Source organism: Rhodococcoides kyotonense, assembly GCF_001645385.1.
GTDB classification, from domain to species: Bacteria; Actinomycetota; Actinomycetes; order Mycobacteriales; family Mycobacteriaceae; genus Rhodococcoides; species Rhodococcoides kyotonensis_B.
The window spans coordinates 83,638-109,207 of the sequence record NZ_LVHI01000032.1 but is presented as its reverse complement, the minus strand read 5'-3'; the positions used below and the strand labels follow the sequence as shown (position 1 = coordinate 109,207).

The 25,570-nt window shown below is 65.6% G+C and carries 19 protein-coding genes and 1 pseudogene; 15 read left to right on the top strand and 5 right to left on the bottom strand.

What is annotated here, in order from left to right; translation table 11 throughout:
* Window positions 1-40 precede the first annotated feature (40 nt).
* The 4 genes and pseudogenes from A3K89_RS20065 to A3K89_RS25580 form a co-directional block, all read left to right on the top strand.
* Entirely contained in the window at window positions 41-1,048 is a 1,008-nt protein-coding gene (locus A3K89_RS20065; RefSeq protein WP_068429734.1) for a LacI family DNA-binding transcriptional regulator, read from the top strand.
* A 123-nt stretch (window positions 1,049-1,171) separates the two neighbouring features.
* Window positions 1,172-2,053, top strand: a complete 882-nt coding sequence (locus A3K89_RS20060; RefSeq protein ID WP_068429729.1) for an EAL domain-containing protein — start codon at window positions 1,172-1,174, stop codon at window positions 2,051-2,053.
* 13 nt (window positions 2,054-2,066) lie between these two features.
* Complete coding sequence (locus A3K89_RS20055; protein ID WP_068430069.1) at window positions 2,067-2,480, top strand: TIGR03668 family PPOX class F420-dependent oxidoreductase; 414 nt, start codon at window positions 2,067-2,069, stop codon at window positions 2,478-2,480.
* A gap of 163 nt (window positions 2,481-2,643) precedes the next feature.
* Window positions 2,644-2,865: pseudogene (locus A3K89_RS25580) on the top strand (GNAT family N-acetyltransferase); the annotation flags it as partial.
* A gap of 7 nt (window positions 2,866-2,872) precedes the next feature.
* Here the strand turns inward: A3K89_RS25580 and A3K89_RS20045 are convergent.
* Window positions 2,873-3,853, bottom strand: coding sequence for a hypothetical protein (locus tag A3K89_RS20045; protein ID WP_068430067.1), 981 nt, complete (start codon window positions 3,851-3,853; stop codon window positions 2,873-2,875).
* Window positions 3,854-4,214: 361 nt separating this feature from the next.
* Between A3K89_RS20045 and A3K89_RS20040 the strand changes: the two genes are divergently transcribed.
* The 7 genes from A3K89_RS20040 (at window position 4,215) to A3K89_RS20010 (ending at window position 11,897) form a co-directional block, all read left to right on the top strand.
* Window positions 4,215-5,456: a fatty acid desaturase family protein gene (locus tag A3K89_RS20040; protein WP_068429723.1), complete on the top strand. Its 1,242-nt coding sequence runs from the start codon at window positions 4,215-4,217 to the stop codon at window positions 5,454-5,456.
* 178 nt (window positions 5,457-5,634) lie between these two features.
* Window positions 5,635-8,871, top strand: a complete 3,237-nt coding sequence (gene lysX / locus A3K89_RS20035) for a bifunctional lysylphosphatidylglycerol synthetase/lysine--tRNA ligase LysX (RefSeq protein ID WP_254303608.1) — start codon at window positions 5,635-5,637, stop codon at window positions 8,869-8,871.
* 16 nt (window positions 8,872-8,887) lie between these two features.
* Window positions 8,888-9,775 (top strand): alpha/beta fold hydrolase, encoded by an 888-nt coding sequence (locus A3K89_RS20030; RefSeq protein WP_068429717.1) that lies wholly within the window; start codon window positions 8,888-8,890, stop codon window positions 9,773-9,775.
* A 75-nt stretch (window positions 9,776-9,850) separates the two neighbouring features.
* A complete protein-coding gene (locus tag A3K89_RS20025; RefSeq protein ID WP_068429714.1) occupies window positions 9,851-10,858 on the top strand; it encodes a beta-ketoacyl-ACP synthase III in 1,008 nt (335 codons plus the stop codon).
* A 111-nt stretch (window positions 10,859-10,969) separates the two neighbouring features.
* The gene (locus A3K89_RS20020) at window positions 10,970-11,371 is read left to right on the top strand and encodes a PPOX class F420-dependent oxidoreductase (RefSeq protein WP_068429711.1); all 402 of its coding nucleotides are present in this window, start codon (window positions 10,970-10,972) and stop codon (window positions 11,369-11,371) included.
* Window positions 11,372-11,378: 7 nt separating this feature from the next.
* Window positions 11,379-11,561 (top strand): hypothetical protein, encoded by a 183-nt coding sequence (locus A3K89_RS20015; protein WP_068429709.1) that lies wholly within the window; start codon window positions 11,379-11,381, stop codon window positions 11,559-11,561.
* Window positions 11,562-11,606: 45 nt separating this feature from the next.
* Entirely contained in the window at window positions 11,607-11,897 is a 291-nt protein-coding gene (locus A3K89_RS20010; protein ID WP_068429708.1) for a DUF4190 domain-containing protein, read from the top strand.
* 43 nt (window positions 11,898-11,940) lie between these two features.
* On the opposite strand, the gene A3K89_RS20005 is transcribed toward A3K89_RS20010, so the two are convergent.
* Window positions 11,941-13,149 carry an MFS transporter gene (locus A3K89_RS20005; protein ID WP_068429707.1) on the bottom strand — a complete coding sequence of 403 codons (1,209 nt, stop codon included), beginning with the start codon at window positions 13,147-13,149 and terminating at the stop codon, window positions 11,941-11,943.
* An 84-nt stretch (window positions 13,150-13,233) separates the two neighbouring features.
* On the opposite strand from A3K89_RS20005, the gene A3K89_RS20000 reads away from it, so the two are divergent.
* From A3K89_RS20000 to A3K89_RS19985, 4 genes are all read left to right on the top strand, one after another.
* On the top strand, window positions 13,234-14,136 hold the full coding sequence (locus tag A3K89_RS20000) for a LysR family transcriptional regulator (RefSeq protein ID WP_068429705.1): 903 nt from the start codon (window positions 13,234-13,236) through the stop codon (window positions 14,134-14,136).
* A 4-nt stretch (window positions 14,137-14,140) separates the two neighbouring features.
* Window positions 14,141-14,737, top strand: a complete 597-nt coding sequence (locus A3K89_RS19995) for a histidine phosphatase family protein (protein ID WP_068429703.1) — start codon at window positions 14,141-14,143, stop codon at window positions 14,735-14,737.
* Between the two features lie 115 nt (window positions 14,738-14,852).
* Window positions 14,853-16,334, top strand: a complete 1,482-nt coding sequence (locus A3K89_RS19990; protein WP_068429702.1) for a phage infection protein — start codon at window positions 14,853-14,855, stop codon at window positions 16,332-16,334.
* 73 nt (window positions 16,335-16,407) lie between these two features.
* The gene (locus tag A3K89_RS19985) at window positions 16,408-17,925 is read left to right on the top strand and encodes an MFS transporter (protein ID WP_254303596.1); all 1,518 of its coding nucleotides are present in this window, start codon (window positions 16,408-16,410) and stop codon (window positions 17,923-17,925) included.
* Here A3K89_RS19985 and A3K89_RS19980 read toward each other — a convergent pair.
* From A3K89_RS19980 to gltB, 3 genes are all read right to left on the bottom strand, one after another.
* Window positions 17,922-18,833: a cutinase family protein gene (locus A3K89_RS19980; RefSeq protein WP_068429700.1), complete on the bottom strand. Its 912-nt coding sequence runs from the start codon at window positions 18,831-18,833 to the stop codon at window positions 17,922-17,924. The two genes, A3K89_RS19985 and A3K89_RS19980, sit on opposite strands and share 4 nt — an antisense overlap.
* A gap of 238 nt (window positions 18,834-19,071) precedes the next feature.
* Window positions 19,072-20,523 (bottom strand): glutamate synthase subunit beta, encoded by a 1,452-nt coding sequence (locus A3K89_RS19975; RefSeq protein WP_068429699.1) that lies wholly within the window; start codon window positions 20,521-20,523, stop codon window positions 19,072-19,074.
* Window positions 20,516-25,105, bottom strand: a complete 4,590-nt coding sequence (gene gltB, locus A3K89_RS19970; RefSeq protein ID WP_068429696.1) for a glutamate synthase large subunit — start codon at window positions 25,103-25,105, stop codon at window positions 20,516-20,518. The genes A3K89_RS19975 and gltB overlap by 8 nt, the downstream gene beginning before the upstream one ends.
* Between the last annotated feature and the right edge of the window lie 465 nt (window positions 25,106-25,570).

Here is a 25,570-nt window from a genome sequence, read left to right as displayed (position 1 = left end):
ATCGTTACACATCAGGCTCGCCAGCCGCTAGTCTGACCCCATGAGCACCCGCCCGACCATGGCCGATGTCGCCCGCGCCGCCGGGGTGTCGACCATGAGCGTCTCCTACACCTACAACCAGCCCGGGCGGGTGTCCGGATCGACCAGGGACCGCGTCCTCGCCGCCGCGTCCGAACTCGGCTACACCGGACCGCACCGAGCGGCGAGTTCACTGCGCAGCGGAAAGACGAACAACCTGGGCGTCGTCCTGACCGAGAAGCTCACCTACTCGTTCGAGAACCCCGAAGCCCGCGCATTTCTCTCCGGTATCGCCGAAGCCTGCCTCGACACAGACACCGGACTCGTCCTGCTCCCCAACTCGCGCATCGGCGTCGACCTCGACAGAATTCGCGACGCCCACGTCGACGGTTTCGTACTGTGGACGACGGTCGCCGACGACCCCGTCCTCGACATCATCACGGCCACAGGGAAACCCGCGTGCATCCAGGGCGGACCGCGACATCCCGGCATCGAATTCATCGGAATCGACGACGCGTCAGCCGCACACGCCATCGGCACCATCGGACTCTTCGGCGCCCGGCGACCCGCGATCATCAGCTTCCCGTGCGACCGCGAGCGGATAGCCGAGACAGTCCTCGGACCCGAACCCGAGAACGCCACCTTCCCGGTGACGGCTGCCCGCCTTGCCGGGTACCGGCGAGCGGTCGTCGAATATGGGTTGGGGTGGGAGCAGATACCGGTGGCGTTCGTGCCGACGAACGCACGTGCGGAGGGCGCGGTTGCGGCGCGGACTCTGCTCGACGACTACCGTGCCGACGCGATCCTGTGCACCAGTGACGATCTGGCGCTCGGTGTGCTCGACGCGGGCGCATCGGGTGTTGCGGTGACCGGGTGGGACGACTCGGAGGCGGCCGGGGCGGCGGGGCTGACGACGGTCGCACAATCCCTGTACGACCAGGGCCGGAACGCTGCGCGCTGGGTACTCGGGTCGCCGTCGACACTCCCGCAGGCCGAGTGGTCCGTGGTGGTGCGAGGTTCGACGAGGTAGCGGATTCCGGCAGCTGCGATCTGAGGGCCGACGACGCAAAACGGGGAAAGAGTTCTGTTTGTGGCGTCAAAGCAGACTTTGGGGTTATTCTCTTCCACGGCCGACCGGCCATTAGGGGGGAGCATGAGCAGAGAGCGTGCCGAGCCCCGCCCTGCGCCCGGCCGCCACGGCTTCGCCGAGGATCTGAGCGACGACCACCGTGCGCGTCTCGACATTCTGGAGCGACTGCGCGGCGCCGCGATGACCGAGCACGAGCTGCAGATGCTCTACCAGCCCATCGTCGATCTGGCGTCGGACACGATCGTGGGCGCCGAGGCGCTCATCCGCTGGAACCACCCCGAGCTCGGATTGCTGCTGCCCGGCAACTTCATTCCACTCGCCGAACAGTCGGACCTCATCATCCCGCTCACCGATTGGGTGCTCGACGAGGTCGGCCGGACGATGTCGGCCTGGCAGCACCGCGACATTTCGGTCCAGGTCGGCATCAACGTCAGCCCGCTGCACTTCGCGGCCGGCACACTTGCGACGGACGTCATCGGTGTCGTCGACCGCTTCGGTATTCCGCCCGGCCGGTTCGTGATCGAGCTCGCCGAGTCGACGTCGCTGCACGACATAGATGCCGTGGTCGAGCAACTCACCGACGTGCGCGATCATGGAGTCCTGGTCGCCATCGACGACTTCGGCTCCGGATTCTCCTCGCTCGAACGGCTCGCGACGCTACCCGTCGACATCCTCAAGATCGACAAATCGCTGACGCAGCACCTGGACAGCCACGACGGCGAGCGACGACGGACGATGTCCGCCCTGTGCTCCGCGGTCATCCACGTCGCGCACGAGCTGGGGATGGACACCGTCGTGGAAGGCATCGAAACCTCCGCGCAACTCGACGTGTGCATCGACATGGAGGTGACCTCAGGACAGGGTCACCTGCTCGGACGTCCCATGGTCGCCTCGAAGTTCGAAGCGGCAAGGCTGCGCAGCGGTGCACGCAGCGAATCGGCGTGACAGTGTCGTCGGTATGAAGATCGACGACGAAATCGGGCGGTTCGGTGAGGCCCGACGAGCACAGCTGTCCACCGTCAACGCAGACGGCACGCCACACCTCGTGCCCGTCGTCTTCGCCGTCGTCGACGAGCGGATCGTCACCGCGATCGACTGGAAGCCCAAGACCACCCAGAAGCTTCGGCGGCTCGAGAACATCCGCGCCGACCCTGCCGTGAGCCTCATCGTCGACCACTACGACGAGGACTGGACCAAGCTGTGGTGGATCAGGGCCAGCGGTTCGGCGCGCATCGTCGACGCCGACACACCGGAAGGGTCCGCCGCCCTCGACGCGCTGGTCGGCAAGTACGAGCAGTACGCCTCCGCGAGGCCTCAGGGTCCCGTCATCAGCGTCGGGAGTCTGACCTGGCGGTCGTGGCGGGCGTCGTGAGGGGTGGTCGGCGGCCCGGGCTCGTGGGCCGCCCTGGCCGCCCCCATTCGGAGCGAGGGTGACATCCGGTCACTCAGAGTGAGCAAGGGACGCCCTCGGTGCATCCGGGACGACGCTCGGCAAAGCGGGCCTTCACCGACGCGGACCCGACTGGTTCGAGCTCGGTTACTGGCTGACCGCCGACGCCGAGGGACGCGGCGTCATGACCGCGGTCGCGTCGACACTCACGGACGTCGCACTGGGCATTCGACACGTCACACGCGTCGAAATTCATTGCGACGCAGCCAATTTACGAAGCGTGCTGTCCCTCGACGCCTCGGATACCGGCTGGCTCGCGTCGTCGATCATCCGATTACGACGCCGAGCCAGACCGGTCGTCAGATGATCTGGGTCTACGACGCCTTCTGACGCCACTCGGCCAGCGGAATTGCGCGTAGGTTCGGACGTGGCCGCTGCTTGGCCTGCTCGTACGCGCGCTCGAGGTCGGCGATCACCCGATCCGGTTGTGTACGAATCGTCTTCGGTGTGTGCGCGAGCACGATGGCGCCGTGCCCCTGAATGTGAGCACGTCGTTCCAGTGTCTTCGCGAACTCCGCCGGCGCAGAGTGATGCAGGAAGGATTCGACCTCGAACGCGAGGTAGACGTTGTCCTCGAGCAGATCGACGATGGCGATGAACTCGCCCGACGCCGTCAGAAGCACCCAATTGGCCTTCATCGGCGGCAGTCCGCTTCTCTCGCACAAGGCGCGGGCTTCGACCTCGGCCACCGAATGAGCACCTGACGCCAACTCACGCAGAACGCGTCGTGGCAGCGCACTTCCGCGACCATTACCTGCTTTCAACTCGACGAGCAGCGCCTCGATGTCGGCGTCGCCCCGCTGTACGACCTCCGCGATGAGCGCCGTGATCCGTGCCGGGTCACGCATGCGACGGACCGCGTCGAGAAGACAGCGATCGATGGGTGCGACGGGCAATCCGGACTTCGTCGCCACTTCCGGTATCCGCCAGGTGCGCTCGACGACGACGAATTCGGCGTCTTTACGGTGCTGCTCGTGCGGGATGAGCAGGCCGACGTCGTTGGCCTGGAACCCTGACGAGTATCCGTGAAGACCGAGCCCGGTGCGTCCGGTCAACAGGCAGTCGGGTCCCCCGTACATCACCGCCGCCGTCTGCCGCTGAAGCACGCTCGGAGAACCGTTGTGCAGCAACACAAGCCCCGGCAGCATCCGTTGCCACGGACCACCTGAAGTTCTGTCGATGATCGTCTTCGCTCCCACCCCCATCCCCCGCAATACCGACGTGCGTATGACGCCGTTCTTCGATTTCGCGCGCAGTGCCGCGAAGTTGTCGTCTGCCCACTCCCCACGTTTCATGCGGGCATCGAACATGGCGGGTACGACACATTTCCGACTGATCGGGCGTATCTCACAGGTGCCTGTGGATAACTCGTCGAACTGTGGATAACTCGTGGGCTTCGACGGGTTGGTGGACCGAGGGCGCCCCTTGCTCACTCAGAGTGACCGTATGTCACCTTCGCTCGAACGGGGCTGCGCGGCCGAACACCAGCGAGGGCGCCCCTCGCTCACTCTGAGTGACCGTATGTGACATTCGGTCGCCGAGACCGGAGTCCCGCCAACCGGACCCCCACGAACCTCGACGCCACTGCCCACTGTCCGTACCGTTGGGTTGGCAACGGGGCGTCGGGGCCGACTCGGATTTTCGCAAGGGGGAAGCATGGCGATCACGGACATCAAGGAGTACGCCCATCTGACCGAGGCCGATATCGAGGCACTCGGGAAGGAGCTCGACGCGATTCGACGCGACGTCGAGGATTCACGCGGCGAGCGGGACGCGAAGTACGTTCAGCGCACCATCACGTTCCAGCGCTCGCTGATGGTGGCGGGCAGGCTCGTGCTGTTCGCGAGCAAGAAGAAACCGGCCTGGCTGTTGGGGTCGGCGTTGCTCGGTGTCGGCAAGATCATCGAGAACATGGAGTTGGGCCACAACGTCATTCACGGCCAGTGGGACTGGATGAACGACCCGGAGATTCATTCCAGTAACTGGGAGTGGGACAACACCTGCCCGTCGGCGGGGTGGAAGCATTCGCACAACTTCACCCATCACAAGTACACGAACATCGTCGGGCTCGACAACGACGTGGGCTACGGCATCCTGCGCATCACCCGCGACCAGGAGTGGCACCCGAAATACTTCGCGCAGCCGCTGGTCAACGCACTCCTGGCGACGTTCTTCGAGTGGGGCGTCGCGCTGCATCACCTCGAGACGGACAAGCTCCGGACCGGCGAAGTGAAGTGGGAGGACAAGAAGGAGATGGCGGTCGACGTCGTCCGCAAGATCGGCAGGCAGGTCGGCAAGGACTACATCCTGTTTCCTCTGCTGACGGGTCCCGCCTGGAAGTCGACGTTGACGGCGAATGCGACGGCGAACTTCATCCGCAACTACTGGTCCTACGGCGTCATCTTCTGCGGTCACTTCCCGGACGGTGCCGAGAAGTTCACGCTCGCCGAGTACGAGAAGGAAACGCAGCCCGAGTGGTATCTGCGACAGATGCTGGGCAGCGCCAACTTTCACGCCGGACCCTTAATGGCGTTCATGAGCGGCAACCTCTGCTACCAGATCGAACATCATCTGTTCCCGGATCTGCCGAGCAATCGGTACGCCGAGATCTCCGTCAGGATTCGCGCTCTGTGCGACAAGTACGACCTGCCGTACACGACGGGTTCGCTCGCGCATCAATACGGGCAGACACTGCGCACCATCATGAAACTGTCTCTGCCGAACCGGTTCCTGTCGGCGACGTCGGACGATGCACCGGAGACGTCGTCGGAGCTCAAGTTCCGTATTCGCGGCGGTATCAAGGAAGTGTTCGGCGTCGACCCGGCAACCGGCAAGCGCCGAGGTCTGAAGACGGCGCTCGCCATGATCGGAAAGCACACGCCGGTGCACACCGCTTGACGGAATGATCCGTGCTCGTCTGCCGTCAGCGCTACCGTTGCCAGGAGGTAGCAGGTAGCACTGACGGCAGGAGTGGGCAGTGACGAGCACATCGGTGTCACCGGAGGAGTCGGAACGCCACGGACGCGACACGGAGAAGTCGGCTCCGCGCGCATTCGTTCCTCCCGCGCACGGTCGGCTGACGGAAGTTCCGCACATCGCCGGGCTGGTGCTCGGGGTGTACGCGGTCTTCGTGTTCCTGTGGAGCCTGTCGCCTGCGTTGCGCGTCGTCATCCGGGTGCCGCGTGAGTACATCGACACCTACTATTTCGACGCCCCCGACACGTCGCTCTCGTGGGCGCTCGTCGTCGGCATTCTCGCGGCGGCGCTCGCGAGCCGCAAACGCATCGCCTGGTGGTTGTTGACGATCTACCTGGTGCTGCTGGCACTCACGAACATCGCCGAAGGCATCGACACCGGAAAGGTCGATGCCTGGATCGCGCTCGGCGTCCATCTCGTCGTCATCGGAATCCTCATCGCGTCCCGACGCGAGTTCTACACCCGCGTCAGGCGCGGCGCCGGCTGGAAAGCACTCGGGGTGTTGATTCTCGGTGCCGTCGTCGGCACCCTCGTCGGCTGGGCTCTCGTCGCGCTGTTCCCCGGCACTCTCCCGGAGAGCCAGACCTTCCTGTGGGCATTCAACCGCGTCACCGCGCTGGCGACCGTCGACAACGAGCAATTCGACGGTCGGCCACACGGTTTCGTCAACACCCTGCTCGGGCTGTTCGGCGCGCTCGCACTGCTCGCCGCGACCATCACGCTGTTCCGCTCACAGCGCTCGAGCAACGCACTGACCGGAAGCGACGAGTCGGCGCTACGCGGGCTGCTCGACAAGTGGGGCGCCGACGACTCGCTCGGATACTTCGCGACGCGTCGCGACAAGGCCGTCATCTTCGCACCGAGCGGCAAGGCAGCGGTGACGTACCGCGTCGAGATCGGCGTCTGCCTCGCCAGCGGCGATCCGATCGGAAACCCGGAGGCGTGGCCACACGCCATCGACGCGTGGCTCGGACTCGCCGAGAAGTACGGGTGGTCGCCTGCCGTCATGGGCGCAAGCGAGACCGGTGCGACGGCGTTCAAGCGCGCCGGACTCAACGTCCTCGAACTGGGCGACGAAGCGATTCTGAACACCAAGCAGTTCAATCTGAACGGCCGAGAGATGCGCCCGGTACGACAGGCCGTCAACCGCGCCCGCAAGGCCGGCGTCACCGTCGAGATTCGACGGCACCGCGACATCCCGGCACCGGAGATGCAGGACATCATCGAGTGCGCCGACGCGTGGCGCGACACCGAGACCGAGCGCGGCTTCTCGATGGCACTGGGCCGCCTCGGGGATCCGCTCGACGGTGACTGCCTGCTCGTCCAGGCACGTCAGGGCGAGAAGACCGTCGCCGTTCTGTCGCTCGCGCCGTGGGGTCGCACCGGTGTGTCGCTGGATCTGATGCGTCGCGACCCGCAGTCACCGAACGGCGTCATCGAACTGCTGGTGACCGAACTGGCCACCGGCGGCGATCAATTCGGCGTCCAGAAGATCTCGCTCAACTTCGCGGTGTTCCGTTCGGTGTTCGAAGAAGGCAGCCGCATCGGCGCGGGTCCGGTACTGCGCATCTGGCGATCGGTGCTCGTCTTCTTCTCCCGGTGGTGGCAGCTGGAGGCCCTGTATCGCTCGAACGTGAAGTACCAACCGGAGTGGGAACCGCGCTACCTGTGCTTCGCCGACAATCGCGAACTCCCGAAGGTCGGGATCGCGTCGGCCATCGCCGAAGGCTTTCTGACGCTCCCCAGTTTCCGACGCGCGAGCAAGCACACCGGCAGTCACGTCGCGGTGCCTGCGGCGCTCGTCGGCAGCGAGCAGATCCACAGCGACGGCAGTGGGCCCGACACGGTCGACGACGAGCTCGTGTCGGTCGGCCCGAAGCGCCCCGACCAGGTGCGCGTCCGCATCGCAAAGCTGAACAGGCTCAGCGGAGACGGCGTCGAAGGCTACCCCGTCGCATATCCGCCGACGCATACCGTCGCCGATGCACTCACTGCACCACAGGGCACATCGGTCCGAATTGCCGGCCGTATCCTGCGAATTCGTGATTACGGCGGCGTCGCGTTCGCCGTCGTACGCGACTGGACCGACGACATCCAGGTGCTCTTCGAGCAGATGCGAGTCGGCGACAAGCTCGACTCGTTCGACTCCGACTTCGATCTCGGTGATCTCATCGAGGTCAGCGGCGTCATCGGCCGTAGCAAGAAAGGTGAGTTCTCGCTGCTGGCGTCGGACTGGCGCATGAACGCCAAGTGCCTGCATCCGTTGCCGGACAAGTGGAAAGGACTCACCGACCCGGAATCCCGTGTGCGACAACGCTATGTGGACCTTGCGATCAACCCGTCCGCACGGAAGCTCATGATCGCGCGCAGCAATGTCGTGAAGTCACTACGAGATTCGTTGTCCGACCGCGGGTACATGGAAGTCGAGACACCCATCCTGCAACAGGTGCACGGCGGTGCCAACGCTGCCCCGTTCGTCACCCACATCAACGCGTACAACCTCGACCTGTACCTGCGCATCGCACCCGAGCTCTATCTCAAACGACTGTGCGTCGGCGGCATCGACAAGGTCTTCGAGATCGGCCGAGTGTTCCGCAACGAAGGCGCCGACTTCAAACACAACCCGGAGTTCACGATCCTCGAGGCATACGAAGCGCACAGCGATTACGAGCGCGCAATGGTGTTGTGCCGCGAGCTGATTCAGAAGGCGGCCGTCGCGGCGCACGGCCGCGAGATCGTGCTGCGACCCGACGGTCCGAACGGCGAGATGATCGAGATCGACATCTCCGGCGAATGGCCCGTCAAGACACTGCACGGAGCCGTCGCCGAGAAACTCGGAGTCGACGTCGCACCGGACACCCCGCTTCAGGAGCTGCAGCGACTGTGCGACGAGAACGACATTCCGTACGAAAAGGATTGGGACGCAGGCGCCGTCGCACAGGGCATGTACGAGCACCTCGTCGAGGACTACACCGAATTCCCGACGTTCTACAAGGACTTCCCGACGTCGATGTCACCGCTGACGCGTCCGCACCGCTCGATTCCCGGCGTCGCCGAGAAGTGGGACCTCGTCGCGTGGGGCGTCGAACTCGGGACCGCGTACAGCGAGCTGACCGATCCGGTCGATCAGCGTCAGCGACTGACCGAGCAGTCACTGCTCGCGGCAGGCGGGGACGAGGAGGCGATGTCTCTCGACGAGGACTTCCTGCAGGCACTCGAGTACGGCATGCCGCCCACCGGTGGACTCGGTATGGGCGTCGACCGCGTCGTCATGCTCATCACCGGCGGCAGCATCCGCGAGACCCTCGCGTTCCCTCTGGCGAAGCCACGACAGTGACGGCGTCGACGCTGGAATGTTTCACATGAAACCACCCGGCGAGTTCGTGACAGTGCATGGTCTGCGTACCCACGTACTCGTCACGGGCGGCGGTCCGGCGGTCGTGCTGTGCGGCGGACTCGGAGGTAACTGGTTCGATTGGAACGACTGTGTGGACATCCTGTCGCCGTTCCACACCGTCGTCGTGTTCGACCGCCCGGGCTTCGGGCTCAGCGAACCACTACCGCGCGGAACGACGCCGACGGCCGCCGGGGAGGCCGACCGCATCCTCGCGGTACTCGACGCAGTGGGACTCACCGAGCAGGCTTACGTCGTCGGCCACTCGATCGCCGGGTTCTACGCCGAGGCGTTCGCCCGGCTGCACCCGAGCCGAACGGCGGGCATTCTGCTGCTCGACTCCAGTGCCGAACGCGACCCGTGGGCGGTGATCCCGAAGTCGATACGCATATCGGCGGCGTACGGCCTCGCCACGACGTCGAGCGCGAGCGGTGTGCAGTACGTGCTCGGGCCGACGGTGCGCAGAATTCTCAACCACTCGATCCCGCCTGACGGCATTCCGATCGAGACGTACGACTGGATTCGGCAGATCTACCGCACCCCGTCGTACCTGGAAGCCGCGATGATCGAGAACTTCGTCTACCCCGACATGGCGAGCGAGCTGAATGCGATCCGTCGTCGGACACTCATGCCGGACGTGCCCGTCACGGTCGCCGCCGCCCACACCGGGCGCCCGACGCCATGGGGGCGCGCGTGGATTCGCAAACAACGACGGCTCGCGCAGTATCTGAACGCCGAGTTCGCCGTCGTCGACGACGCCCATCATCACGCGATGATCGACCAGCCGGAGGTCGTGTCGGGCCTGATAGCGAGGTTGGTGTCACATCACGAAGGCGTCGACACGTAACGTGTTCCCCGAGCCCGCAGCCCAAGACCCGAGCCCAAGCCCGGCGATGGCGCGGTAGCACGAAGGGAACCAGAGATGGGTACGCCGATCAGCACGACCCAGGGTCGTCAGTCCAAGCTTCTCGGTTTGGGCGTCTACAGGCCCGAACGAGTCGTGACCAACGACGAGATCTGTGAGTTCATCGACTCGAGCGACGAGTGGATTCAGACGCGGTCCGGGATCAAGAACCGACGTTTCGCCGAGCCCGAGGACAACGTCGTCAAGATGTCCATCGAGGCAGGCAAGAAGGCACTCGAGGCCAGCGGCGTCTCCGCCGACCAGATCGACACCGTCATCGTGGCGACGTCGACGCATCTCGAACTCACTCCGCAGGCCGCCGCGAAGGTCGCGCACGGTCTCGGCACCAAGGGCCCGGCCGCATTCGACATCTGCGCCGGATGTGCTGGATTCTGCTACGCACTGGCCGTCGCATCCGACCTGGTCAAGGCGGGCACCGCCCAGCACGTGCTGGTCATCGGTGCCGAACAGCTCAGCCTCACCACCGACCCGTACGACCGCACGACGCGATTCATCTTCGCCGACGGCGCGGGTGCCGTCGTGGTCGGAGCCAGCGACGAGACCGAGATCGGACCCGTCGTCTGGGGTTCGGACGGATCGCAGTCCGACGCCATCGTCCAGACCATCGACTGGTACGACTACATCACCACTGCGGACGCCGAGCGTCCGTGGATCAAGATGAACGGCATCTCCGTCTTCCGCTGGGCCGCGTTCGAGATGGGCAAGGCCGCACAGAAGGTTCTCGACGTCGCGGGCATGAAAGCCGACGAGGTCCATGCCTTCGTCCCGCACCAGGCCAACAGCCGCATCACCGAGCTTCTCGCCAAGAGCCTGAACCTGCCCGACGAGACGCCTGTCGCCAACGACATCGCCGAGACCGGCAACACGTCGGCCGCGTCGATCCCGCTGGCGATGGAAGAGCTGCTGCGCACCGGCAAGGTCAAGCCGGGCGATTCCGCGCTGCTGCTCGCATTCGGCGCCGGCCTCTCCTACGCGGGCCAGGTCGTCAAGCTTCCGAAGCTGTAACACATCGCGTCGAGATCGAGGTTGTGCCGGCGAAACACGGTTTTCGTGGGCACAACCTCGATCTGGGCGGGAGTGGAGTAGGTTTTCGACGCGCTGGGTACCTTTGGCTACATGCCGAAGCCACCGTTGCCTGCAGATGCCGTCGAACTCCTGAAGAAGCCGAACCCGGCCGTCATGGCCGTCGTGCGCGCCGACGGAACGCCCATCACCGCTCCCACCTGGTACCTGTGGGAAGACGACAAGATCGTCCTCAACTTCCAGGCCGACCGTAAGCGCCTCGAACACATCAAGGCCAACCCCAAGGTCTCCATCTCCGTGCTCGACGAGGCCAGCTGGTACACCCACGTCACCGTCCACGGCACCATCACGCTGCAGGACGACCCGAACCTCGTCGACATCGACCGCATCTCGACTCACTACACGGGTGAGCCGTATCCCGTGCGCGACCAGGCGCGTGTCACCGGGTATCTCGAGGTCGACGCCTACGTCGGGTGGGGCAAAGTCAGCTCGTGACCTCCGCATGATCTCCTGGCCGGTCGCCGTCACCATCGCGTCGGTGTGCGTCGGATTCGTCTTGTTCGTGTCTGCAGCCGCAGGCGCTCAGCAACGATGGAATCGCCGACGCGTCATCGCCCTTCTGGTGGCGGCGATCTGCTGTCTCAGCGTCGTGCCGTTGACGGTGGCGCTGGCAGCTGCGGTCTGACACGACCGAATTGCCCGATATTCGGGCCGATGCGAGACTTTGCTGATGGCCTATCAGCAGGGACCGTATCCGGGCTACCGATTTCAGCCTCCCCGTCGAACGAACACGATGGCGATCGGTGCGCTGATCTGCGGCGTCTTCGGGCTGTTCACCGGCATTGCGGGCGTCGTCGCCGTCGTTCTCGGCCATATCGCGCGCAACCAGATCAAGCGAACCGGTGAGCAGGGTGCCGGGATCGCGCTGGCCGGGCTGATTCTCGGCTACCTGAGCGTGGTCCTACTGGCGGTCGCGGTCACGGTGTACGCCCTGGTCGTGATCGCGTTCGTCACCGCGTGAGTGCGCTTCGCACCCGTCCGCGGATAGTTGCACCCTGGCCCGACTATCCGCGCACGAGCCGCGCAGCGGCGGCCGCGGCGACCGCAAGACTCGCGACGAACACCGCCATCGCCGTCCAGCCGAACTGCTGGTAGACGACGCCGCCGACCCAGCCGACGAGGGACGAGCCGCCGTAGTAGAAGAGGTTGTACAGCGACGTGGCCTGAGCGCGGCCGACCGTCGCGCGTTGACCCGTCCAGCCCGACGCGATCGCGTGGGCGGCGAAGAATCCGACGGTCAGGATGACGAGTCCGACCAGAATGACGATCAGATTGCTGCTGATCGTCAGCGCGACACCGGCGATCATGACGGCCGTCGACCCCGCGAGTACCGGACCACGGCCATGCTTGACGGCCAACTGCCCGGCGACTCGTGACGACACCGTGCCGCTCAGGTACGCGACGAAGATCAGGCTGATCAGCGACTGCGGCAGACCGAACTGCGCACTTTCGAGGCGGAAACCGAGGAAGTTGTAGATCGTGACGAACCCGCCCATCAGCAGGAAGCCCTGCGAGTACAGCGCGAGCATGCTCGGTTCGCGCAGGTTCGCCCACAGCCGTGCCCCGAGTGACGGCCCGTCGGACGTGCCACCGACGAACCGTCGCGGCGTGGGGGCCAGAAACAGGAAGAGGCCTGCGGCGACGGCCGCGATGATCGACACGGTCAACGTCCCGACACGCCAGTTCGTGAATTCGCCGACGGGTCCCGCGACGATGCGTCCGAGCAGCCCACCGAGCGTCGTGCCCGAGACGTAGGTCGCGGCAGCGAGCGCGGTGTGGCTGCGGTGGACCTCCTCGCTCAGGTAGGCGATGGCGATCGCGGGCAGTCCGCCGAGAGCCGCGCCCTCGAAGAAACGTAGCGACAGCAGCATCGGTAGCGAACCGGACAGCGGAACGACGAGTCCCAACATCGTCGCGACGACGATGGAGACGGACATGGCACGGACGCGTCCGATGCGGTCGGCGACGATCGACCACGGCAGGACCGACACGGCGACGCCGACGGTCGCCAACCCGACCGCAAGAGACGACTGCGACGGCGTGATCTGCAGGTTCGACGCGATGAGCGGCAGGATGCCCTGCACCGAGTACAGCTGAGCGAACGTCGCGATGCCGGCGAACAACAGCGCGGCGACGAGTTTCTTGTACTCGCGCGATCCCCGCGGATGCCCCTCCCAGCCATACCGCTGGACTTCACTGACCGATGCACTCATTGCCTCGACGTTAGAAGTCGTGGGGAACATACGTCCAATGCATGACGGCACCGCTTTTCATGCGTCGGCGATATCATTGGCTCTATGCGCGACGAGGCAGCGGCATTGCTCCCGCTCATTCCGACGATCCTGGCCGTCGCCGATACCGAGCACATCACCGAGGCGTCGCACGTGCTCGGCGTTCCGCAGCCGACGGTCAGCCGTCAGATGGCGAGAGCGTCGGCGATTCTCGGGGTCGACATCGTCGAGCGGAAGGGTCGAGGAATCTCGCTGACGACGACGGGACGCATCCTGGTTCCGTACCTCGAACGAGCCGTCGCCGACCTCGAAGCCGGTCTCGACGCGATGAGCGAGCACGACGCCCGTGCACGTGGCCGGATCTCGATCAGCTTCCAGAACACGCTCGGCGAGGACGTCGTGCCTGCGCTGATCAAACGGTTCCGCGCCGACCATCCGGCCGTCACGTTCGCGCTCGATCAGGGCGCGCGGACACGATGCCTCGACCGTCTCGACAACGGGTCTGCCGACGTCGCGTTCGTGTCGCTCAGCGCCGAGCACACCGAGGACAACTCGTTCCAGCTGTACGAGGAGAGACTCGTGCTGGTCGTGCCCGCCGATCACCGGCTCGCGCGTCGGAAATCGGTGAATCTGACCGACACCGCCGAGGAAAGTTACGTCGCGATGGGCCATGGATTCGGCATGCGCTCGATCTGCGAGGACCTGTGGGCGGAGTCGGGCATCACCCCGGACATCGCGTTCGAGGGCCAGGACATCCACACCGTGCGCGGTCTCGTCGGCGCCGGCCTCGGCGTCAGCATTCTGCCGCGCCTGCGTGGTCAGGGCCCCGAGACCGTCGAGGTCCGCATCGACGACCTGTCTGCTCGACGACGCATCGGCATGGTGTGGCCGACGCGTCAGCTCGCGCGTCAGGTCCAGGCTTTTCGGACCATGGTGATCCGAAGCGGCAGAAGCCTCGTGGTTAGGTAGAGCAGTGCAGCTGATCCTCGTGCGCCACGCACTCCCGCAACGGTCCGAGGTGTCGGCCGACCCACCGCTCGACGAACTCGGCCACGAGCAGGCGAAACGAGTTCCAGGTGCGTTGGCCCGCTTTCCGATCGCGAAGACCGTCGCCAGCACGCAGCTGCGCGCGGTGCAGACCGGAACCGTGCTCGCCGCCGAGCTCGGCTTGTCGTTGGAGTCCGACGAGCGCATCGCCGAGTACGACCGCGACTTCGCCGGCTACATCCCGATCGAAGCCGCGCGCACCGAGTTCCGCGACGCCTTCGAGCGGATCAAGGCCGGGCACCTGCCCGAACAGGTCGACGAGGCAGCCTTCCGGGCGCGTGTGCTCGACGGGATCGCGGACGCGGTCGACGGCGTCGAACACAGCGATACCGTCGTCGTCTTCGCGCACGGCGGCGTCGTCAACATCCTGCTGCAACACATCCTCGGCACGCCGAAGGTGCTCGGCTTCCCGATCGACTACTGCTCGATTACTCGGATTCTGTACGCGCGCAACGGAAATCGATCGGTTGCGTCGGTCAACGAGACTCAGCACGTGTGGGATCTGCTGCCGCGGAACCGCTGACGGCGTCCGAATCTCATAGGACTCTTAAACTGCCAGGTCGCACCGGCTTTTCACCCGTTTCACCGGCTCTTCGTGGTCGAGACGACCTGTCGAGACGGTTAGCCTCAGGGACACTATGCGCGTATCCAGTGTCCTTCGCAGGCCGTCCGTTGCACTCCTTGCCATCGCCTTCCCGCTGGTGGCCGCCGGTGCGTTCACACTCGGTGCAGGCTACGACCTCGACCCGGCCGAGACCGTCCGGGTGGACACTGCCACCGAAACGCCCGCCGAGGCGTCCGGTGACCCGCTGGCGTCGCCGCGGCAGAACCTGCAGCGGGCAGGGCTTCCCATCAGCTTGCTGTCCGGCGGTCTGACTCAGCTCACCGACGGGGGCAACCAGCTCAACGACGGTGCCGGACAGCTGTCCGACGGCATCACCCTGGCCCACGACGGCACGGTCCAGCTCGCCGACGGGTGGGTGCAGTACCGCGACGGCATCGGTCAGCTCGGCGACGGCGCGTCGCAGATCAGCGGTGGCGTCGACCTGGTGGTCGATCAACTCACCGGATTGGGTGAGCAGCAGGCAGGCTTCACCGCGCAGCTCGAGGCCGCAGCGGCCCAGGTCGCCGCATTCCCGACACCCGGATCGCAGGAAGCTGCCGCACAGATTCGCGGCGTCATCGACACGTTGAACACCCAGGGACTCGGGCCGCAGACACTCGGCCAGCTCTCCGAACTGAAGAGCGGGGCGCGTCAGCTGTCGAGCGAGCTCAACGACCCGTCGAGCCAATTCCTGACTGCGACAGGACAGATCGGCGACGCCACCGTCCAGCTCAGGGACGGACTCGGCCAGCTCGACGACGGCGGCAAGCAGCTGCGCGCGGGCACGCAACAGCTGGTCACATCCGTCGAACCGGTCCCGGGCATCGTCAGCGGCATCCAGACGAACGTCAGCGAGGCGACGGCCGGGTTGCCGTCGGCCAAGGAACTGAGCGCACCGGCCGCGACGCCTACCGCCGTGACGGTCGACGAGTCGGAGGCCTCGGTCGCGCCGTATCTGATCGCCGCACTCGTCGCCGTCGGTGCTGTCGGGGCCGTCAGTCTCGTGCGCGTCCTCAGCCGGGATAGCCGCCCGCAGAATTCAGGGTCACTCCGCGGGCTACGCTCCTGGCTTGCGGCAGGCGTCGCCTCCCTGGCCGTCGGTGTAGCGGCAGCACTCGCGTTCGCGTTCACCGCACCCGACGCCTCGATCGGCGCCCTCCTCGGCGCCGGTGCATTCCTGCTGGTCTCGGCGGCCGCCTACCTCGCCGCCGCAGGTGCGATTCAGCGGGTGCTCGGTGCAGCCGTCGGACAGGCGGTCAATCTCGCGCTTCTGCTCGTACAGGTCGTCGTCTGCGGCGCGGCGTACGCGTCGAACGCGGCGATCTGGGGTCAGATGTCGGCCTTCGTGCCGATGGCCTACACCGCGGCCGGTGCCCGCGACATCGGCGACGGGACCATGACGTCGACGGCCTGGGTTGCCGTCGCACTCACCGTCGTTCTGCTCGTGATCTCCGGTCTCGTGTACCGAGGAGTCTCGACGACGCGGGTGCCCGAGGAGTCCGCAAGCCTCGCGTAGCCGTCGAATTGTCGGAAAGCGCCGGTACGGTCATATCGGACGCTCCACCCGGCACCCGACGCGAAGGGGAATCGTGCACGACAAGGCGACGCGGAAAGACTGGCTCGGGCTCAGTGTCCTCGTCATTCCGATCCTGCTGGTCTCGATGGACATCTCGGTGCTGTACCTGGCCTTGCCCGCGGTCACCGCGGATCTCGAGCCCAGCAGCAATCAGACGCTATGGATTCTCGACCTGTACGGATTCCTGCTCGCGGGCCTGCTCATCACGATGGGATCGGTCGGCGACCGCATCGGCCGACGCAGGTTGTTGCTGATCGGCGCACTCGTGTTCGGTGCGGCATCGCTCATCGCCGCATTCTCCACCTCGCCCGAGATGTTGCTGGTCGCGCGAGCCCTGCTCGGCGTCGGTGGCGCCACCATCGCGCCCAGCACACTGTCGTTGATCCGCAACATGTTTCACGATCCCGCGCAGCGCAAGGAAGCCATCGGACTGTGGACGGCGGGCTTCGCGGGCGGCGGCGCGATCGGGCCCGTCGTCGGCGGCTTCCTGCTCGAGCATTTCTGGTGGGGCTCGGTGTTTCTCGTCAACATCCCGGTGATGGTGCTGTTGCTGGTCAGTGCGCCCCTGCTCGTCCCCGAATTCAAGGATCCCGACCCGGGAAAGTTCGATCCCCTGAGCGTCGTACTGTCGATCGCCGCGATGCTCGGGATCGTCTACGCCATCAAGCACGGCGCGCAGGACGGCCTCGACGCCGCGACCATCGGGGCCGCCGTCGGCGGGCTGATCCTCGGCTTCTTCTTCGTCAGGCGTCAGCGCCGCGGACGAGACCTGCTCATCGACGTCACCCTGTTCTCCGAACGTGCCTTCACCACAGCCGTTCTCGTGCAGTTCCTCGTCATCTTCGCGGTCACGGGTTTCAGTCTGTTCGCGTCGCAGTACCTGCAACTGGTGGTCGGACTCGGCCCGCTCGCCGCCGGCCTGTGGCTGCTCATCCCGGCCGCGGCTGCCGCAGCGGGAGCCGTCTTCTCTCCGACCGTCAGCAAGGTCGTCCCGACGGGTGTCATCATCGCCGGTGGTCTGCTGCTGATCAGCATCGGCGCATTCACGATGACCTTCATCGAAGCCGGATCGGGACTGCCACTGCTCATCACCGGTATGACGGCGATGATGCTCGGCATCGGTGCGGCGTCGACGATGAACTCGGACATCGTTCTCACCGCAGCGGCACCGGAGAAGGCAGGTGCCGCATCGGCGTTGTCCGAGACCGGTGCCGAGCTGGGAGGCGCCGTCGGCATCGCCATCCTCGGCACGATCGGTACCACCGTCTACCGCAACCGCGTCTCCGACGCCCTACCGCCCGAGACACCACCCGAGGTCGCCGGCCCCGCGTCGGAAACCGTGGGTGGCGGTATGGCCGTCGCCGACTATCTCCCGGCGCCGCTGAACGACATGCTGCGTGAGTTGGCCGCATCGAGCTTCGTCGACGGCTTCAACCTCGCCGCGGCATGGAGTGCAGCGGGAATGGGTGTCGCCGCGGTGGCCGTCTACCTGCTGCTTCGTTCGCGGCAGGCCGTCGTCGACAAGGTCTAGGCCTTGCTGCGCAGGTAGTTCGCCAGCCAGGTCGTCGCGCTCGTTCCGTTCGCGTCGACGGCGTAGCTGCCGTACTCCTGGTGGATGCCGGAGCGGTAGAACGCGTCGATCTCGCGTCGACGCTGCTCGTTGGCCTGATCGGTCAGCTGGCCCTGCAGGATCGGTAGACCGCCCGCGTCGGCGATGTCACCGAGCAGAACCTGCGCCTCCTGCCCAGCCTGCTGCAGCACGTTCGGATTCGGATCGGACGACACCGCGAGGAACCCGGCGAGGCGCGCGATGTAGTCGTCCTTCGGCGTCGAGCAATACAGATCGCCGACGGCGCAGAACGTCCGAACCACCGGGCTGACGAATCCGAAACCGCCGACCCGAGGCCCACCGACACCGGTGCCGACGACCTCGGGCCCGACCAACGCGTCGACGTCGGAACGCTTGGGGTCGGAGATGAGTCCGACGGCGACCAACCGATCCGCGGGTACGACGCCAAGACCGCTGCCGATCGAGGCCGCGAGGTCGCCTGCCGCGTCGGCACCCTGGCTGTAGCCGATGACCGCGAGTTTCGTTGCGCCGCAACGATCCGCCATCGCCTTCAGCATGCCGCCCGCATTGGCCGTCGCGATCGCGCGTGACTCGCCGTACACACCGCCCTCCCACGGGAACGCGGTGGCGGGGTACGACACGTACTCGGTGCGAATGTCCGCGCTCGCGATGCGGTCCGTGACGGCGGTCAGCATCCCCGGCCGCGGGGCTGCGCCCGAACTGGTCTCCCACGTGCCGGGAATCGCGGCGACGTAGAGGCTGGGACAGTCGGCAGGATCGGCCGACACGGGACCGGCAGTCAGAGCCGAGGTCCCCGCGACGACGGCCGCAAGTGTTCCGACGGCAGCGACGAGCTTCTTCACACGCATTCTGGACGGCCTCACTGATACTCGGGCGTGACGTTGTCACCCGTGACAATGCCAGCCGTCCATGTCGAAACGATGCCCGTCCGGTTAACGGAGGTAACCGAAGCGCTCGCCCCGAAACGCACGCCCCCAAACGCATCGATGGACCGTAGCAACCGTCTATCGGCTGCTGCGGTCCATCGATGCCGGCCGGGAGCGGAGCCTGCGGAGTGACCCAACGATGCCCGGGGGCGGGAGAAAACTACCGCTGCGGCGCCTGCGTCGGCACGATCGGCGCGGGGAGCGCCGTTGCGCCCTGCAGGAACGTGTCCACAGCTGCTGCGCAGGAACGACCTTCGGCGATTGCCCACACGATGAGCGACTGGCCACGGCCCATGTCACCGGCGACGAAGACGCCGTCGACGTTGGTTGCCCATTCGTTCGTGCGCTTGACGTTGCCGCGCTCGTTCAGGTCGACACCGAGATCGGTGAGCAGACCCGGCTTCTCCGGTCCGACGAAGCCCATCGCCAGCAGGACGAGATCGGCCTCGAGCGTGAACTCGCTACCCTCGACCTTCTCGAATTTCCCGTCCTTGAACTCGACCTCGTGCGCCTCGAGCGCAGTGATCTTGCCGTCCTTGCCGACGAAACGCTCGGTGTTGACGGAGAACACGCGCTCGCCGCCCTCCTCGTGCGCGGACGCGACGCGGAACATCAGCGGGTACATCGGCCACGGCGTCGAGGTGGCGCGCTCGGCAGGCGGGCGAGCCATGATCTCGAACTGGTGGACACTCTCGGCACCCTGACGGTGCGACGTGCCGAGGCAGTCGGCACCGGTGTCACCGCCACCGATGATGACGACCTTCTTGCCCTTGGCGCTGACGGGCGGTTCGGCGTAGTCGCCCTGCTGCACACGGTTGGCGTGGGGCAGGAACTCCATCGCCTGGTAGATGCCTTCGAGCTCGCGGCCTTCGATCGGCAGGTCGCGCCACGCGGTGGCACCACCGGACAGCACGACGGCGTCGAACTGCGCGCGCAGCTCGTCGGCGGTGACGTCGACACCGACGTTGACGCCGGTACGGAACACCGTGCCCTCGGCCTCCATCTGAGCCAGACGGCGGTCGATGTGGCGCTTCTCCATCTTGAACTCGGGAATGCCGTAGCGCAGCAGACCACCGATGCGGTCGGCACGCTCGAACACCGTGACGGTGTGGCCGGCGCGCGTGAGCTGCTGTGCCGCAGCCAATCCCGCGGGACCGGAACCGACGACGGCCACCGTCTTGCCGGTCAGATGCGTCGGATAGACCGGAGCGACCCAGCCTTCCTCGAACGCCTTGTCGATGATCTCGACCTCGACCTGCTTGATGGTGACCGGATCCTGGTTGATGCCCAGAACGCACGACGCCTCACACGGCGCCGGGCACAACCGACCGGTGAACTCCGGGAAGTTGTTGGTCGCGTGCAGACGGTCGATGCTCTCGCGCCAGCGATCCTTGTAGACCAGGTCGTTCCACTCGGGAATCAGGTTACCGAGCGGGCAACCGTTGTGGCAGAACGGAATTCCGCAGTCCATGCAGCGGCTGGCCTGTGTCCGCAGGGTGTCCTTCGAGAAGTCTTCGTAGACCTCTTTCCAGTCCATCAGACGCAGGTCGACTGGCCGACGCTTCGGCAGTTCGCGGACGGTGTTCTTCAGAAATCCCTGTGGGTCACCCACGAGCTGCCTCCATGATCGCCTCGTCCACGTCCGCGCCCGACTTCTCGGCCTCGGAGATGGCAAGCAGTACCTTCTTGTAGTCGCGCGGCATGACCTTCACGAAATGGTTCACCTGCTGTGACCAGTCCGCCAGGATGCGTTCTGCGACTGCGGATCCCGTTTCCTCGTGGTGACGGGTGACGATGTCCTTGAGCCACGTGAACTCGTCGCCCTCGAGCTCCTCGATGTCGACCAGCTCGGTGTTCAGGTTGGCCTCGAACGTCTTGTTCGGATCGAACACGAACGCCACGCCACCGGACATACCGGCGCCGAAGTTGCGTCCCGTCTCACCGAGGATGACGACCTTGCCGCCGGTCATGTACTCGCAACCGTGGTCGCCGACGCCCTCGACGACGGCCACCGCACCGGAGTTACGAACCGCGAAGCGCTCGCCGACGACACCGCGGATGAGAGCCTCACCCTGCGTCGCACCGAACAGGAAGACGTTGCCACCGATGATGTTGTCCTCGGCGACGAAGCCCTCGGGAGCGTTCAGCGACGGGCGCACGATGATGCGTCCACCCGACAGGCCCTTGCCGACGAAGTCGTTGGCGTCGCCGTGCAGGCGCAGGGTCATGCCCGACGGAACGAAGGCACCGAAGCTGTTGCCCGCCGAACCGGTGAACGTGATGTCGATCGTGTTGTCGGGCAGGCCGACTCCGCCGTACGCCTTGGTCAGCTCGTGTCCGAGCATGGTGCCGACCGTGCGGTTGACGTTCGTGATCTTGGTTTCGAACGTGACCTTCTCGCCCTTGTCGAGAGCGTTGCGGCTCTGGACGATGAGCTGCTGGTCGAGGGCCTTCTCGAGTCCGTGATCCTGGACGCCCGTGTTGTAGAGGTCCTGGTTCATGAACGCGGACTCGACCTCGTCGAGGATCGGCGACAGATCGAGCTTCGACGCCTTCCACGCTTCCTTGGCAGCGGTCGTGTCGAGCAGCTGGACCTGGCCGATGGCCTCGTTCAGCGTGCGGAAGCCGAGCTCTGCGAGGAGCTCGCGAACCTCTTCTGCGATGAACATGAAGAAGTTCTCGACGAACTCCGGCTTGCCCGCGAAACGCTTGCGCAGCACGGGGTTCTGCGTCGCGACACCCACGGGGCAGGTGTCGAGGTGGCAGACGCGCATCATGATGCAGCCCGACACAACGAGAGGTGCTGTGGCGAAACCGAACTCCTCACCACCGAGCAGTGCGGCAACCATGACGTCGCGACCGGTCTTGAGCTGGCCGTCGACCTGGACGACGATGCGGTCGCGAAGTCCGTTGAGCAGCAACGTCTGCTGGGTCTCGGCGAGGCCGAGCTCCCAGGGTCCACCGGCGTGCTTGACCGACGTCAGCGGCGTGGCTCCCGTGCCACCGTCGTGACCGGAGATCAGGACGACGTCGGCGTGCGCCTTCGAGACACCTGCTGCGACGGTTCCGACACCGACCTCGGAGACCAGCTTCACGTGGATGCGTGCCTCGGGGTTGGCGTTCTTCAGGTCGTGGATCAGCTGCGCGAGATCCTCGATCGAGTAGATGTCGTGGTGCGGCGGCGGCGAGATCAGGCCGACGCCGGGCGTCGAGTGCCGAACCTCGGCGACCCACGGGTACACCTTGTGCGCCGGAAGCTGGCCGCCCTCACCGGGCTTCGCTCCCTGCGCCATCTTGATCTGGATGTCGGTGCAGTTGGTCAGGTAATGCGAGGTGACACCGAAGCGTCCCGACGCGACCTGCTTGATGGCACTGCGTCGCCAGTCGCCGTTCTCCTCCGGCTCGAAGCGCGAGACGTCCTCGCCGCCCTCACCCGAGTTCGACCGTCCACCAAGGCGATTCATCGCGATGGCGAGGGTCTCGTGCGCCTCGGCCGAGATGGAGCCGTAGCTCATCGCACCCGTCGAGAAGCGCTTGACGATCTCCGATGCCGGTTCGACCTCGTCGATCGAAATCGGCTGGCGCTCTTCGGTCTTGAAACGGAACAGGCCACGCAGCGAGGCGAGACGCTCGGACTGGTCGTCGACCATCTTCGTGTATTCCTTGAAGATGTCGTACTGACCCGTGCGAGTCGAGTGCTGCAGCTTGAACACGGTGTCGGGGTTGAAGAGGTGGTACTCACCTTCCCGACGCCACTGGTACTCGCCGCCGGTCTCGAGCTCGCGGTGAGCACGCTCCTGGCGGTTCTCCAGGTACGCGACGCCGTGGCGCGTGGCGACGTCCTGCGCGACCTGCTCCAGGTCGATGCCGCCCAGGTGGCTGTTGAGGCCGGTGAAGTACTCGTCGACGAGCTCCTGCGACAGGCCGATGACCTGGAACAGCTGCGCACCGGTGTACGACGCCAGCGTCGAGATGCCCATCTTGGACATCACCTTCAGGACACCCTTGCCTGCTGCCTTGATGTAGTTGGCGACGGCCTTGTCGAACTCGATGCCGGTGAGTGCGCCGCGCTCGATCATGTCCTCGATGGACTCGAAGGCCATGTACGGGTTGACCGCTGCCGCACCGAAACCGATGAGCAGAGCCATGTGGTGCACCTCGCGGGCGTCACCGGACTCGATGATCAGACCGACCTTGGTGCGCGTCTTCTCGCGGACCAGGTGATGGTGCACAGCCGAGGTCAGCAGCAGCGACGGGATCGGCGCGAGCTTCTCGCTCGACTCGCGGTCGGACAGCACGATGATGCGTGCGCCACCGGAGATCGCGGCAGACACCTGAGAACGGATGGCCTCCAACGACTTCCGGAGCCCTTCACCACCCTCGGCGACGGGGTACAGACCACGCACGACGACCGAACGCAGTTCGTCCTGGGTGCCGTCGTCGTTGATGTGAACGAGCTTGGCCAGATCGTCGTTGTGCAGGATCGGCTGAGGAAGCACGATCTGCTTGCACGCGTCGGGGCCCGGGTTGAGCAGGTCGCCCTCGGGTCCGATGGTGCCACCGAGACTGGTGACGATCTCTTCGCGGATCGCGTCGAGCGGCGGGTTGGTGACCTGCGCGAACAGCTGCGAGAAGTAGTCGAACAGCATGCGCGGGCGCGCCGACAGGACGGCGATCGGGGTGTCGGTTCCCATCGAACCGATTGCCTCGGCACCGGTCTTCGCCATCGGCGAGACGAGGACGTTCAGCTCTTCGGTGGTGTAACCGAAGATCTGCTGACGGATGAGGACGCGATCGTGCGGCATGTGCACGTGCGGGCGATCCGGCAGATCGTCGATCGAGGTCAGACCCTCGTCGAGCCACTGCTGGTACGGATGCTCGGCAGCAAGCTCGTCCTTGATCTCGTCGTCGGAGACGATGCGTCCCTGCGCGGTGTCCACGAGGAACATGCGACCGGGCTGCAGACGGACCTTCTTGACGACCTTCGCCGGATCGATGTCGAGGACGCCGACCTCGGACGCCATGACGACGAGGCCGTCCTCGGTGACCCACAACCGGCTGGGGCGCAAGCCGTTTCGGTCGAGAACCGCGCCGATGACGGTGCCGTCGGTGAAGCAGACCGATGCAGGTCCGTCCCACGGCTCCATGAGCGACGAGTGGTACTGGTAGAACGCCCGACGAGCGGGGTCCATGGACTCGTGACGCTCCCAGGCCTCGGGAATCATCATCAGGACCGCGTGCGGAAGGCTGCGTCCGCCGAGGTGCAGCAGCTCGAGGACCTCGTCGAACCGAGCGGTGTCACTGGCACCGTGGGTGACGACGGGGAAGATCTTCTCGAGCGCCTCGGAACCGCCGAACACGTCGGAGGCGATCAGAGCCTCGCGAGCGCGCATCCAGTTCTCGTTGCCGGTAGCGGTGTTGATCTCGCCGTTGTGGGCGACGCGTCGGAACGGGTGCGCCAGCGGCCACGACGGGAACGTGTTGGTGGAGAAGCGGGAGTGGACCAGACCGAGAGCACTCTCGAGCCGATCGTCCTGCAGATCCAGGTAGAAGCCCTTGAGCTGAGGCGTCGTCAGCATGCCCTTGTAGACGAACGTCTGCGACGACAGCGACGGGAAGTAGACGGTCTCGCGACCGGGAACGTCCTTGCCTGCACCCTCTTCACCGAGCTCGTGCTCGATGCGCTTGCGAATCACGAAAGCGCGGCGCTCGAGTTCCAGGTCGGTAACGGAGAAGTCAGGGGCGGCGAAGAACAACTGACGGAACGTCGGCATCGCGTCGCGCGCAAGTGCACCGAGGGAGGAGTCGTCGGTGGGGACCTCACGCCAGCCGAGGACCTGCATGCCCTCGTCCTCGACGATTCGAGCCACGTCGTCGCACGCACGCGCAGCGTCCTTCTTGCCCTGCGGCAGGAACGCAACTCCGGTGGCGTACGCGCCTTCGGCGGGCAGCTCGAAATCGACAACGGCACGGAAGAAGGCGTCCGGTACCTGGATGAGGATTCCGGCGCCGTCACCGGTGTTCGGCTCGGAGCCGGCGGCGCCCCGATGTTCGAGATTGACCAGCGCGGTGATGGCCTTCTCGACGATGTCTCGACTACGACGACCATGCATGTCCACGACGAACGCGACACCACAGGAGTCGTGCTCGTTACGGGGGTCGTAGAGGCCTTGCGGGCCCGGAGTGTGCTTCATACCTAGCCTTCGGATAAGTCCAGCCTTCAAGTACGTCGGATCGGCTCGGCACGAATTGCCGGCCGTCGCGGACGGCTCTTCGGTGCCGTTCGCCGTTGAAGCAGCACCCCCGGATCGACGATCTTCGACTAACCTCGAGCGGGTGGGCTCCGGTGTAGTTCGCAGCGTCGTACGGGCGGATCGGGCATCGGGTACGCCGGTCCAACCACAAACGATAAGTCAGTACCTAGCCCACCTCGCAAATTAGGTATACCTATTCAGGCCCTCTACCTGGTGTTTCGTGATTTCTCACGTCGCTCACAGCGCCCCCCTGCGCTCGAAAATGCATGCGTCGTAACCACCCTCGGCACGGAAACTACTCCCACGGGGGTCCACGCGCACCGAGATCCGCGCTCTGGGGCGGGATTTGGGGAAATTACACACCTGTGGTTTCGCCGCGTCGCACAGGCACGTGCATTCGTGGGA